Origin of the sequence: Collinsella aerofaciens, from assembly GCF_018785245.1 — a bacterium.
GTDB lineage: Bacteria > Actinomycetota > Coriobacteriia > Coriobacteriales > Coriobacteriaceae > Collinsella > Collinsella aerofaciens_AD.
In genome coordinates, this window is the sequence record NZ_WQPL01000022.1 from 145098 (window position 1) to 158343 (window position 13246).

Annotated in this window: 8 protein-coding genes and 1 pseudogene; 1 reads left to right on the forward strand and 8 read right to left on the reverse strand. The window is 61.4% G+C overall.

What is annotated here, in order from left to right; all coding sequences use genetic code 11:
• Nucleotide 1: 1 nt before the first annotated feature.
• The 5 genes and pseudogenes from GPK39_RS05915 to GPK39_RS05935 all read right to left on the reverse strand — a co-directional run bounded on the left by GPK39_RS05915 (nucleotide 2) and on the right by GPK39_RS05935 (nucleotide 5393).
• A complete protein-coding gene (locus tag GPK39_RS05915) occupies nucleotides 2-1801 on the reverse strand; it encodes a histidine kinase N-terminal 7TM domain-containing protein (RefSeq protein ID WP_215674357.1) in 1800 nt (599 codons plus the stop codon).
• A gap of 253 nt (nucleotides 1802-2054) precedes the next feature.
• The gene (locus GPK39_RS05920; protein ID WP_215674359.1) at nucleotides 2055-2699 is read right to left on the reverse strand and encodes a DUF4867 family protein; all 645 of its coding nucleotides are present in this window, start codon (nucleotides 2697-2699) and stop codon (nucleotides 2055-2057) included.
• Nucleotides 2700-2833: 134 nt separating this feature from the next.
• Nucleotides 2834-3323, reverse strand: a pseudogene (locus GPK39_RS05925) (S-ribosylhomocysteine lyase).
• A gap of 102 nt (nucleotides 3324-3425) precedes the next feature.
• Nucleotides 3426-4400, reverse strand: coding sequence for a nucleoside hydrolase (locus tag GPK39_RS05930; RefSeq protein ID WP_252204711.1), 975 nt, complete (start codon nucleotides 4398-4400; stop codon nucleotides 3426-3428).
• A gap of 30 nt (nucleotides 4401-4430) precedes the next feature.
• Nucleotides 4431-5393 (reverse strand): ribokinase, encoded by a 963-nt coding sequence (locus GPK39_RS05935; protein ID WP_215674361.1) that lies wholly within the window; start codon nucleotides 5391-5393, stop codon nucleotides 4431-4433.
• 186 nt (nucleotides 5394-5579) lie between these two features.
• Here GPK39_RS05935 and GPK39_RS05940 point away from each other — a divergent pair, with 186 nt between their 5' ends.
• The gene (locus GPK39_RS05940; RefSeq protein WP_215674363.1) at nucleotides 5580-7796 is read left to right on the forward strand and encodes an acyltransferase family protein; all 2217 of its coding nucleotides are present in this window, start codon (nucleotides 5580-5582) and stop codon (nucleotides 7794-7796) included.
• A gap of 543 nt (nucleotides 7797-8339) precedes the next feature.
• On the opposite strand, the gene GPK39_RS05945 is transcribed toward GPK39_RS05940, so the two are convergent.
• The 3 genes from GPK39_RS05945 to GPK39_RS05955 form a co-directional block, all read right to left on the reverse strand.
• Nucleotides 8340-9536: an Nramp family divalent metal transporter gene (locus GPK39_RS05945; RefSeq protein WP_006235731.1), complete on the reverse strand. Its 1197-nt coding sequence runs from the start codon at nucleotides 9534-9536 to the stop codon at nucleotides 8340-8342.
• A gap of 74 nt (nucleotides 9537-9610) precedes the next feature.
• A complete protein-coding gene (locus tag GPK39_RS05950; protein WP_215674365.1) occupies nucleotides 9611-11455 on the reverse strand; it encodes a magnesium transporter in 1845 nt (614 codons plus the stop codon).
• 327 nt (nucleotides 11456-11782) lie between these two features.
• Nucleotides 11783-13189 (reverse strand): polysaccharide deacetylase family protein, encoded by a 1407-nt coding sequence (locus GPK39_RS05955; protein ID WP_252204713.1) that lies wholly within the window; start codon nucleotides 13187-13189, stop codon nucleotides 11783-11785.
• Between the last annotated feature and the right edge of the window lie 57 nt (nucleotides 13190-13246).

The window sequence follows — 13246 nt, forward strand, 5'->3', positions numbered from 1 at the left end:
GTCACTCACCCGCCCTCGGCATCAAGACGATCATGCGCAGCTGGCCGGGCTCGCCCTCAAGGCGGTATGCCACGTTGCGCCCTTGCAGAGCGCTTTCGAGCTCTTGCGCAGCGGGCGTCTGCGAAAGATCTGCATCATCGTTGGAAAAAAGCGTGGCGCGCAGCTCGACACTGCATCGGTCATGGTCGCCCAAGTGATACATAAGCGCCGGATGGTCGGTGGTGTAGGCAAAAAACGCAAAGTCATACACGCAGTCGTACAGGGCGCTTACCGTACTGGCGTGCATCGGGCGCCGTATGGCGATAATCGAGGCGCAATCGATATCGATGGTGCGCAGGTCGCTTGCGAGCTCGTTGGCAATGAGTTGAATGCGGTCGCGATCAAAACCGCTCTCCCCATGCTGTGCCAACGTGAGCGACCCCTTGCGCTTGCAATAGGCGATGAGCATCTTTGCGCGCTGCAGCATGCGGTAACGCTCGTGCGAAGACGCCTCGTCGGTCAACGGCGGCAGCGAGCTCAGCAGGTCGTACATCCCTTCGAGCGCGCGGGCAATCGCCTGGTCCACGTCTTGGACCAGCAAGGTCTCGGCCTCTTGATCTGCCAAATGCGTCTTAAGGTCGTAGTCGGCGGCGAGCAGCTCGTTTTGACGCTGCAGCTCCATGCGACGATGTGCCAGCTCACGGTTAAGCTCGTTGAGCTCCGACACGTCTTGGGCAAGCAGGGCCGATCCGCCCAGCAGTGGAAAGGCACGGTACATCACATCGGGATCGGACGCCACGGCAAAGGCATGGGCGTGGCCGTGCTCCTGGGTCCGCAACTCCTCGCGCACGCCTACCGGCATTGGCTTTGACACCGGCGTGGCATAGACCTCCTGCAGGTCGCGCGTTAGAACTTTGAGGTCGAGCGGCAAGGTGTCGAAAATGCCGGCGATGTCGTGATACGACGGAATGACACCACAATCGAGACAGATTTCCATCGCCACCACGCACAGGACGCAATAGACGAGCGAGAAGTTGAGCCTCCATGCCCAGGGCACGCGCAACGCATACGAGATGGCAAAGAATGCGCCACCCAGCAGTACGAGCGCCGCCGTGCCCGAGAAACGCTGGATGCGAAAGGACGAGGACCGGCCCACCAGGATAAAAAAGGCCACGAAGTTAAAGGCCGTCCACACTAAGACAGCGAAATAACCCCAGTCGTACGTGTAATCGTTGCTCCAGGTGTCGCTTGTACGGTCAAAGCGGAAGACCTGCTGGTGAAAATCGTTGGTGAGCACAAATCCGATAAGCAGGATGGCCACAATCCACAGCGCAGCGCAGTAGCGGCGACCCAGGCGGTGTTGCTCCAGACCCGCAAGGCGCAAACCACACAACTGGTAGAGCAGCGGAATGAGCGTCATGGGCACGTAGTACAGGTACCACAGCACGGTGGCATAGAACGGCGTGAACGACTTGTACTTGAGAATGACTTCGATCATCCACAGGGCGCAGATGGTGGCGATGGCAACAAGGCGGCGGCGCAACACATAGTCCAAACAGCGCAGATAGACCGATACGCCCCAAATTGAAAATACAATTGCGACGACAAGCAGCGGGAGAGAGCTCGAATGGACGAGCGCGTCCACGACCTCTTCGGACACCTCGCTATAGGCGGGCGCGGCGTTAGAAAGTTTGGGGTCGAAGGCGAACAGTGCCGGCAAGACTGCCAAAAGCATGAGGAACAGTGCGGTGATGGCGCCGGCGATAGCGAAGACGCGGTGACGGTACGCCTGATGTGTTATGCCAACAAGGAATCGCGGCATGGCGAAGAGCCTGCCGCCCCTGGGATCCGCCACGGGTGCGGATCGGGCGGCCGCGTGGCCGATATGTCGCTCGCGGGTACCCATAGTGCTTTTAGTGTACCGACAGGCAGGCTCAAAAAGCGGGCCACATGTCCCAAAATCCGCAGACGGCAAGGCGCCCGGCAGCCTCCCCCGTCTGGCACTTCCCGATATCCGCCCGCCCCAAACCACCGCAAAGGGGACAGGCACCTTTGTGGTGGTTTGGGGCGATGCGCTAGTCCACGGTGATGTCGAGGTTTTTGCCGATGAGGCCTACGTAGCCGCCCTCGGCTGCCTTGGGGCTGTCAGCATGGCAGAGGACCCACTTGTCGGCCTTCCAGTAGCAGTAGCTGTCACCGGTGGCAGGCATGTCGGCTGCAGCCTCGGGGCGCGGGCCGTTGGTGCCGGCGGGCAGCGCCACCATCACCTGGAAGCCGCCGTCGTCGACCATGCACGGCGTGTAGTGGAGCGTGGTGTTGAAAACCTCAACAAGCGTGCCGGCCGGCACGCGGAACGCCTTGACGCACGCGGTGTCGAGCTTGCCGTCCTCGATCTCCCAGCGATGCGCCACGAGCAGGATAAAGTCGCGGGCGCCCAGGTTAAACTCGCTGGCGCGGTGATACTCCAGGCAGTTGAGCTGCGTGTTGTGGCCGTTGCACCAGCCAAGCTGGAAGGGACGACCACCAAACATGAGAAAGCCAAGCTTGTCGGCATCCTTGACGCCCTCGAGCTCGGGCGCAGAGGCCACATACTTGCTGCCCTCGGGGATGGGCGTGGAGACAAGTGCCTCGAGCACGGGCGACGTAAGCTCGGACGGAACGTTATCCCAAACGTTGCCATAGGACTTGAACTCGGGATCAGAGACAGAGTAGATATGCATGTTCGCTCCTGTTCGTTTGTGTGACAGTATGAACATTCTAGAACAATCTTGTTCTGTTTTGAGCACTCGGCATAAAAAAGCGCTCCGCAAAGAGCGGGAGCGCTTCTAGTACAAACGCTATTCCTGCGAGGGACTTACGCCTGCTGATAATGCAGGTGCTTCTCATCGATATCGGCCAGGTCACGGTCGAGATAGCGGCGCGCGAGCCAGTTTGCCATGGGGGGGGTTCTGGTCCAGGTAGTTGCCGCACTCCTCGGGAGCGGCACCGGGGACATCGCCCTCGAAGCCGGCGACAAACTCAAACAGCTCGCGGACGAGCGGCAAGACCTTCTCGCTCGTCAGCTCGCCAAAGACAACCAGATAAAAGCCCGTGCGGCAGCCCATGGGGCCAAAGTAGACAATGCGGCTCGACCACTCGGCATGATTGCGAAGGAACGTCGCGCCCAGGTGCTCGATGGTGTGGCACTCGGCGGTGTTCATGACCGGCTCCTTGTTGGGCGTGGTCAGGCGCAGGTCAAACGTAGTGACGGCGGCACCGGTCGCCGGATCGCGGTCGATGCGGCTCACATACACGCCGGGCTCAAGCAGCAGATGATCAACGGAAAAGCTGGCGATGCGCTCCATGGCAGATCCTCTCGATAGTCAAATTGGGACGGGGCTCTTTTAGCTGGTTCGATTGGTCGCACCAATCATACCAGTCAAAAAGCCCCGTCCCAAAAAGACAACTTAGCCCAAGACGCGGGCCATACGTGTCTTGAACTCGGACAGGAAGCGCGGAGCATCCACGGTCAGTGCCACAAGCGCGCTCTTGTCCGGATCGGATAGGCGGCGCTCATCGCAGATGGTGCGGCCGCGATACTCGCCCAGCAAGTCAACACGCAGGTTGCAAGCGAGCGCACCTACGAGCGTGGGGTCGATCGCCACGGCAACCGCCAGCGGATCGTGCAGCGCGCAGCCGCCCAGGTAGGGCGCGTTCATTTCGTACGAACCAATGTAGTGCTCGACCATGCTCGCAAATGCGCAGCCAGCCATAGTGCCCGAGCCCGTCCAGCCGGCAACGTCGCGGCGTGTGAGCACCACGCGGTGCGTTACATCCAGGCCCACCATGGTGAGCTTGCGACCTGAGCGCAGCACCGCGTCGGCTGCCTCGGGGTCGCTCGCCATGTTGGCCTCGGCGCCCGCGCTCACGTTACCGGGCACGGTAAGGGCGCCGCCCATCACGACCACGCGGCCGATGGACATCATCGCCGCCGCATCGCGCTCCAGGGCGAGCGCCAGGTTGGAGAGCGGGCCAGTCGCTACGTAGACCAGATCGGGACCATAGGTGCGCGCGGCATCGATCAGATAATCGACCGCAGCGTTGCCGTCGGCCGAGGTCGCCCCCACCGGCTCGTAGGGCGACGCGGGCACGCTCGCGCCGCCGATGCCGTTCTTGCCGTGAATGAGCGCGGTGGACGCCGGCGGCGTATAGGGCTCAGTCGCCTGCAGAGGACGGTCGGCACCCAGGTACACCGGAACCTCGGGGCGACCCAGCAGATCGAGCACCGCCAGGCAATTGTGCGCCGATTGCTCGACGCGCGCGTTGCCAAAGCACGTGGTAATGCCCACGAGCTCCACCTCGGGGCTCGCGATGGCATAGGCCAGCGCCATCGCATCGTCCACACCCATATCCAGATCAAGGATCAGCTTCTTGATTGCCATTGTTCTACTCCGCTTCTCCGTCTTTATCGTTTAACCAAACCAATGTTCAACTTCGGCGCGCGTGGGAATCGATTGCTGAGCGCCCAGGCGCGACACCGTCACTGCCGAGGCGCGAGCGCCCGCGGCCATGCACTCAAAGAGCGGCAAGCCCTCTAGGCGAGCCGCCGCCAACGCGCCGATAAACGTATCGCCCGCGGCCGTGGTATCGACTACCGCGCTCGAAAGTGCCGGCATGCGCAGCGGCTCACCGCCATCGCCGAGCGTAACCGAGCCGGCGCCGCCCAGCGTGATGACCGCGGCGCCGGCGCCCTTAGCAAGCAGGGCGCTGAGCGCAGCGGCGCAGCTCTCATCGTCCTTGGGCAGGATACCCGTCAGCACCTGGCACTCGGTCTCGTTGGGGCAGACCAAGTCGACCGCAGGCCAGACCTCCGCAGGCAACTCACAGGCGGGCGCTGGATTAAAGACCGTATAGAACCCCAGCTCGTGAGCGCAAACAAGCGCATCGGCCGTCGCTGCAAGGTCACATTCACCCTGGGCGATAAAGACGCTTCCGGCAGCCGGGGCAATCTCACTGCCGTCTCCGTCGAGCTCATGGGCCACCAGACGCCTCAGCGCGCAGGCAACGTCCCCGCCCGCAAGCGCATGGTTGGCGCCCGGTGACAGGATGATGCGGTTGTCGCCCTCGCAGCGAATGATGGTCGCCGTTCCCGTCTCCACGTCATCGCGATGCACTACAAAGTCACAGTCCACGCCGGCGTCTTGAAGCCCCGCCACGAGCGACGCGCCGAACGCGTCGCGACCGACAGCGCCGATCATGCACGTGCGCGCACCCATGCGCGCGGCGGCGACGGCCTGGTTAGCGCCCTTGCCACCGGCGTTGGTGATAAAACCGCTACCACCGACTGTCTCGCCCGCGCGCGGCATGCGCTCGCACGCCACCGAAAGGTCCATGTTCATGCTGCCGAACACCGCAACGATGCCGCGATCTGCCATGGAAACCTCCTCATCTGCGGGCTTTGCACCCACCGTCGACCGTCGATTGCGCGCCTTCGCACCTCTATAACTTTAGTTCACTTTGATGTGAACGCACCCTTGAGGTTGCGCCAGCAGCAAGCATTCACAGGAGCAGGCAGCTACAATGAATACGTGCTGATTATTCTCGTCATTGGATGATGTTTTATGGAACAATTCTCGCAATCGGGCTCGCGCGGTCGACGCCGCACGGGCAACGAGCCGGCGCCGCACGAACGCGTGAAGAGCGAACGCCGTGCCAACGAGCCGCGACGCACCACGAGCCCCCATCGCGCTTCTGCCAACAACGCGGGCCGCGCCAACACTCCCGCCGCGGAGCAGACGCCTGCTCGCCCCAAGTCCCGCTACATCCCTGCACTCGACGGCCTGCGTACGCTCGCCGTCGTCGCGGTGGTGCTCTATCACCTTAACCTCACGTGGGCTCAGGGCGGCCTGCTCGGCGTCACGATCTTCTTTGTGCTTTCGGGCTATCTGATCACGCGCTTGCTGCTCAACGAAGTCGCTAAGACCGGCCGCATCGACCTCAAGAGCTTCTGGATCCGCCGCATCCGTCGCCTGGTCCCCGCCGTGGTGACCGTCGTGGTGGTGACCTGTGCTCTGTGCACCGTCTTCAACCACGTGATGCTCACCAAGATGCGCCCCGACATCCTGCCGTCGCTGTTGTTCTTCAACAACTGGTGGCAGATTGCCCAAAACGTCTCGTACTTCAATGCTCTGGGCGACCCCTCGCCGCTCACGCACTTTTGGTCGCTTGCCATCGAGGAACAGTTCTACCTGATTTGGCCGCCACTGCTGTTTGCCATGGTATCCATGCATGTGAGCAAACCCAACACGCGCCGCGTGGTTCTGGGCCTTGCCGCGGTATCTGCCCTCGCCATGATGGTGCTTTACAACCCTGCCGCCGACCCCAGCCGCGTGTACTACGGCACCGACACCCGCGTGTTCTCGCTGCTGCTGGGTGCCTGGATGGCCTTTATCCCCGATCGCGACCTGGCGCCGGTGCGTCTCGCTCGTCGTTTGGGGCTCAATCGCCTAGCTGGCGCCGCCAAGCACGGCAAGAACGCCGAGGGCAAGCCTGGCGAGAAGGCCGACGAAGCAGCCGAGACCGCCCCGGCACAGCCGAGCGCCCTCGTGCGTTTTTGGTCCTCGCCCGCATCCATCGATGTGTTGGGCGTCGTGGGTCTGGTTGGCCTTGCCGCCATGGTCGCGCTCACCAACGGCTACACCGCCTTCCAGTATCGCGGAGGCACGCTGCTGTGCTCGATCCTCACGCTCATGGTCATCGCGGCCTGCGTGCAGCCCCAGGGAATGGTTGCCCGCGCGCTGTCCGCCGAGCCGCTCGTGTGGGTTGGCAAGCGCTCGTACAGCATCTACCTGTGGCACTATCCGCTGCTGTTGCCTATGAACCCGGTCGCCAACATCAACGATACACCGTGGTGGCAGTACATTTTGCAGGTGCTGTTGGTGGTCGCCGTGGCCGAATGCTCATATCGCTTTATCGAGACGCCGTTTAGGAAGGGCGCCTTTGGGCGCACCGTCGCCGAATTCCGCGATGGCACCACCACGCCCGCCAACTGGGCACGCGCGCACGTCCCCGTCTGCGCAGCCTGCGCTGTCGTGTTGGTCGTTGCGCTGGGCGGCCTGATCTTTGTTCCCGAGACGTCTGCGCTGAGCGGCGAGGGCGCCGAAGTTCTGAACAAGGAAGCCAAGAACACCGCGCCCACCGACCAGCAGGCGGCCGACGACACCGACAAGGACAACGACGGCTTCCCCGATGGCTCCTACGATCTGCTTATGATCGGCGACTCCGTGTCGCTGCGTGCCGTAGACACCTTTGACGGCGTGTTCCCGCACAGCCATATCGATGCCGAAAAGGGCCGCCAGTTTGATGCGGGGCGCGCGACATTTGAGGGCTATATCCAGCAGAACCTTGCCGGCAAGATCGTGGTCTTTGCCCTGGGCACCAACGGCTTGGTAACCGACGACCAGATCGACGCCATCATGGCCGATGCGGGAGATAAGCGTATGGTGGTGTTTGTGAACACGCGCAGCCCGCAGCCGTGGGTTGGCTCTACCAACCAGGCCATCGCCAACGCCGCTACGCGCTACAAGAACGTGCGCGTTATCGACTGGTACGGATACAGTGCCAACCGCAACGACCTGTTCGATGGCGATGGCACGCATCTATCGACCACTGGCGTGACTGAGTACCTCAACTTGATCCACGATGCAGTCAAGAAGGACCTGCCCGTGCATCCCGAGGATCACGTCAACGATCCGCAGCCGGCAGCCGTCAAGTCTGCCACCGACGCGCTCGTTAACGCCCTCGCCTTCAAACCGCACAAACTAGGCACCGACAAGTAGCACACCGTCAAATCCGCTTGCACCCGGAGGGGGCGTCGGCCACAACCGACGCCCCCTCCGGCAGTTAGGGACGTTCCTTATGTGCCGGTACCTAGGGACACTCCTGGCGCAGCCAATGAAGACCTCTACGGATGAATTCCAGGCCGCTCCGTCGCTCCAGACATCGTTTCCGCGCCTCGCGCCTGCCCCAAACAATCAAAACAAGCCCTTTTCGCCGCACCCTCAAAGGTCTGTGGGCAAAAAAGGGCAAATATGAGTACTGCTACCATTTTAGTAGCAGGCAAAACCACCCAAAATGACGTCCGAGCGAACCCTACAACCCCCTAAAGCAGCCAACCTGACTGGTTTAAGGCGTATTGGAGCCAATTTTAATGAACATACTATAGGTTATGTTTATTATCTTCTTGAATGTAAATGCTATTCACTTAGCAACAGTACTCATATTTGGCATTTTTTGCCCACTGCCATATAACTAACACCCTATAGCAGACAAAAACAGGCCGCAGCCCATCGCTGCGGCCTGTTTGGAATCCAAAAGAGGCGCTAAGCGCTGTAACCCATCGCCTGCAGAACAAACATGACAACCGTGAGCACCGTAATCACACCGATAGTCGCCCACGTGAGCACATTCCACACGCGGCCGTTGCGGTTGGCACCCATGATGTGACGGTCGGCGGCGATAACCACCTGGAACACCAGAACCACGGGCAGCAGCACGCCATTGATGACCTGTGAGGTCATCATAATCTGGAACAGATCGACGCCGGGCATAAGCACTAGCACGGCAGAGATACCGATGATGGCCGTAATGATACCGCGATAGACCGGGGCCTCGTCCCAGCTGCGGTCGGCACCGCGCTCCCAGCCAAATGCCTCGCAGATAGCGCTCGACGTAACGCCCGGCAGCACGCAGGCAGCCAAGAAGCTCGCCGCGACCAGGCCCGAGGCAAACAGTACCGTGGACCACTGACCCGCAATAGGCTCCAACGCGCGGGCGGCATCGGCAGCATCGCTAATCTGAATACCCGCCGGGAACAACACCGTACCGGTCGTGATGATAATAAAGCCGGCAATGACATCGGCAGCAAGCGAGCCGCTCACGGTATCGATGCGCTGCAGCACGATATCGTCCTCGCCCGCGTTCTTATCGACCACGTTGTTCTGCGCCAAGAAAATCATCCACGGCGCAATGGTAGTACCGATCGTTGCGACCACGAGCGACACGTAGCTGGGGTCGTTTTGAATGTTAGGCACAACCAGGTCGACTGCCACCTCGCCCCAGTTGGGGCCAGCCATAAACGCGGCGACGATATAGGTCACGAACACGCAGCTCACCAGCAGCAGAATCTTCTCGATGCGCTGGAAACTACCCGACATGGTAAGCATCCACACCAGCAGCGCCACCAACGGCACCGAGATGCTCGCCGGCACGCCAAAGAGAGCAAGGCCGCTGGCGATGCCCGCAAACTCCGAAATGGTCACCGCCGTGTTGGCGATCAACAGCGCCGCCATAGCAAGTACACTCTTGCGCACGCCAAAGCGCTCGCGAATAAGCGATGCCAGGCCCTTGCCCGTGACGCAGCCGCAGCGCGCCGCGGTCTCCTGCGTCACGATGAGCAGTACAGTCATGACGGGAAGCATCCAGAGCATCTTGTAGCCATAGCTGGCGCCCGCGCTGGAATACGTTGCAATGCCGCCGGCGTCATTGCCCGAAAGCGCCGCCAGCAGACCGGGACCCATAGCGCCAAAGATGGCCGCGATGGTCAACTTTTGCTTGGTGCCCGACTTTTGCTTGGTATTTTGCACGCGACCACCTAACCCATGACCGACATGGTGAGCAGCACCGCAGCGGCGCAGTACGCCACGCACGAGATCATGACGGCAACAACGTTCATGGCGGTGCCCGACGTGTTGAGGTCATGCTCGTCACGCCAGAACAGCACCATCAGGTAAATCACGGCGCTCATGTTGCCAATCAGACAAACGATGGCCGCGATGTTAAAGCAGCCGGTAAAGAGCTGCTCCTCAAACATGGGTGCATCGGGGAACGCAGCGGTGCGCACCAGCTGGGCGCACAGGTAGGTCACGAATGACAGAATCAGGCCCATGCCCGTGCTCTGGAAGAAGAACCCCAGATACGGCTTGGGCTCGTCGTCGTGACCGTCATACTCCAGGAAGTAGTTCTTGACGAACGACACCATGCGCGAGGCCGCCAGCAGCACGAGTGGCATGGCGCACATGGGGAACACCACCAGATGCGCGGAGCCGAGCGCCGTTCCCAGCACGGTCGCCATGATGCACGACGCGATGCCCCATACGACAACCCAGTACTGGCGATGCACAAACCAGCTGAGCACGTTCGTCGAGTCGTCCGACGCGCTATCGCCCGAGCCGACACCGGCGATCTGCAGGTCCTCCTGGTGCTCCTCGGCGATAACGTCCATGGCGTCGTCGAAGGTCACGATACCCAGGATATGGCGGTTCTCGTCGCAGACAGGGATGGCAACCAGGTCGTACTTGGTCATCTCGTCCGTCACGTCTTCCTGGTCCTCGTCGGGCGACACATAGACCAGGTCGCGATAGGCCAGCTGACCCAGCGTGGCGTCGCGGTCGGCTACGATCAGCGTGCGCAGCGAAAGCACGCCCGTCAGCATGCCGCTCGGGTCCTCGGTATAGACGTAATAGACGCTCTCAAAGTCCTCGTCGAGCTTGCGAATCGCCTCGATGGCGTCGCCGACCGTCGCCGTGGCGGGCAGCGAGACAAACTCCGAGGTCATGATGCGACCGGCGGTGTTGTCCTCGTAGCCCAGCAGATTACGAATCGCCTTCTCCTCCTTGACGCCCATCAGGCGTAGGAGCTTCTCGGCCTTCTCGTAATCGAGCTCGTCGATCAGGTCGGCTGCATCGTCCGGGTCCATCATGGCCAGCATCGACGATGCGTCCGTGTCGGACAGGCCCTCGAGCATCTCGGTCATAAGCTCGTCGTCATCGAACTCCGAGATGGCCTCGGCGGCCTGGGCAGTATCGAGCTGCGCGAACACCTGCGCACGTAGGCGCGGGTCGAGTTGCTCGATAATGTCGGCGATGTCGGCAGGGTGCAGCTCGCCGAGCGTCTTGTGCGACACCGAGAGTTGAATGTTCTTGGTCGAGCGGTCGAGCAGGTCCATGTAGGACCAAGCGATGATGTCCTCACTGAGCGGCTTGCCCAGGTGCTTCATAAAGCCTTCGACGATATGCTCGAGCGCGGGGCTGATGGCGCGTAGCAGACCGCGGGCACCGACCTCGGCGCCCAGCAGGCGCAGCTGGTTTTCGCCCGACATGGAAAACTTGATGTCGTTTACGCGCACGACCTTCATGCCCTGCGTGTCGACAATCTGCTTGTTGAGCACGTCGCGGGCAAGCAAAAGTTCGGTCGGCTGCAGGTACGAAAAACGAATTTCGGTGGCCGACGTCTTAAGGTGTACACCCGTCTCGTCGATACGGTCGACCCATTTGCGCCAGCTAATCATAAACGGCGTCTTGCCGGGTCCGCGGAACGCGAGCGACGTCACGTGCGGAAAAACTTCGCCGGTAGCAATACCAAAATCGTTGACCACGCCGAGCTTTTCGCCGTCGACGTCCAAGACCGGCAATTTGAGCATCTCACTCAGATAATTCAATGGTGCTCCCCATCATTATTCCTCCGGACGCGGCCGCGCGTGCGGCGTCCGGGGGCTTCTGGATATGTATACGCATGCGCGGGCGGCACGCCGCTCGACGCTTACACCCCGTGCATGCGCAAAAGCACCTGCATGGGGTCATCGACTGTATGGTCGAGGTTTGGATTTCACCTGTAACCTTTCTCTTGACCCTCATTAACCGCAGTAACTATAGCATCAGCTTCGCCCTGCGGCATCGAATTTATGCGCTGCACATTGCAGGCATACCAAACGCTGACGCATCCGTGACATAGTCATTGGGGACGTTCTTAAATGACTACCCGATAACTACTCTGTGGTGTCGTCGTCCTCGGCAAGTTGGGGGAACACGGCGTCCTTGGGCATGGTGACCTTCGTCAGCGAGGTGAGCTTTTTGCTCAGAGACGTGTCCGTCTTGACCAGGTCGCTGAGCGTCACGATCTTGTAGCCGTCGGCAATGAGGCCGTCGATGATCTGCGGCAGCGCCTCGAGCGTCTGCTCGGCGCATTCGTCTCTATCGGTGAGCAGCACGATATTGCCCGGCGTCACCGAATCGAGCACCGTCGAGACCTGCTCGTCGGCACCGTTTAGCAGCCAGTCGCCCGAGTCAATATTCCACGAGACCACGGCGGAGACCAGGTCCATCGCATCAATCCAGTTTTGCTCGTCAAAGGCAGCGTAGGGAGCACGCAGCAGCATCGTCTTCACGCCGGTCGCCGACTTAATCGCATCGGTGCCTTTCGTGATCTGTTCGCGTACCGCCTCACGGTCCTGACCCTTGAGCGAATCGTCGCTGTAGCTGTTGGATCCGATCTCGCACCCGGCATCGACAATCGCCTTGGCCGTGGCAGGCGAGGCCTCGGCCGCATCGCCCGAAAGGAAGAACGTCGCGGTGACGCCCTTTTCCTTGAGCACCTGCAAGATCTGTTTGGTGGCACCGCTCGGGCCCTCATCAAACGTCAGCGCCACGTACTTTTCGTTGCCCTTGGGCGCCACGCTGGCGCACGCAACAACGCAATCGGTGGCGGGCACGACCTCGCCGCGGTCCTGCGTTTTGCCCGACTGCTCACCAACCCACACCTCGGATCGGCCCTGGACACCCCACGTCTTGACGTACTCGATGGCACCCGTGCCCTCAACCTTGAGCTTGGGCTCGATAACCGTCGCCTGGACCTCGTGCTTCTCATACGTGTCGCGGCCGTCCTTGACCGTCACCTTCTCGCCGCCCTCAAGTTCGCGGCTATCCCATTTGCCCTGCTTCACGCGCTTGCCGTCGACCTTCACCGACAGCTTTTCGCCCCCATGGCGCTTGAGCACGCTGTCATCGACGGCTAGCAGGTCGCCTGCGTCGTAGGTGTCAGTCAACTCCTGGTCGTCGATGAGATTCTGCAGCGTAGAGCCTACACGTACCGCGGTCTTCTGGCCGTTGAGCTCCACGTCCACACTGCGGTTGACGTAGCCCACGACGGCGGCGATAAACAACACGAGCGCGCAACCCACGGCGATGAGCGCATAGGGCAGGCGAGACGAACGACGGGGCGTGCGGCTGTTGCCGATGCGCGCGCTGCGATCGCTAAAGCCGCGGCTATGGTTGAGGTACATCGCGCCGGGCTTACGGTGACGGCGGCGCTGACCGCTGGGTAGCTGCCCCAGGTCGCGGCGCGCCGTCGGACGCGCACCCGAACGCCCGTTTAAGTTGGATCCGTTTTGGCGCATGTGCCCTCCCCCATAAACACAGCAAGCCGGAGCAACAGGTCTCCGGCTTGCCTCCCA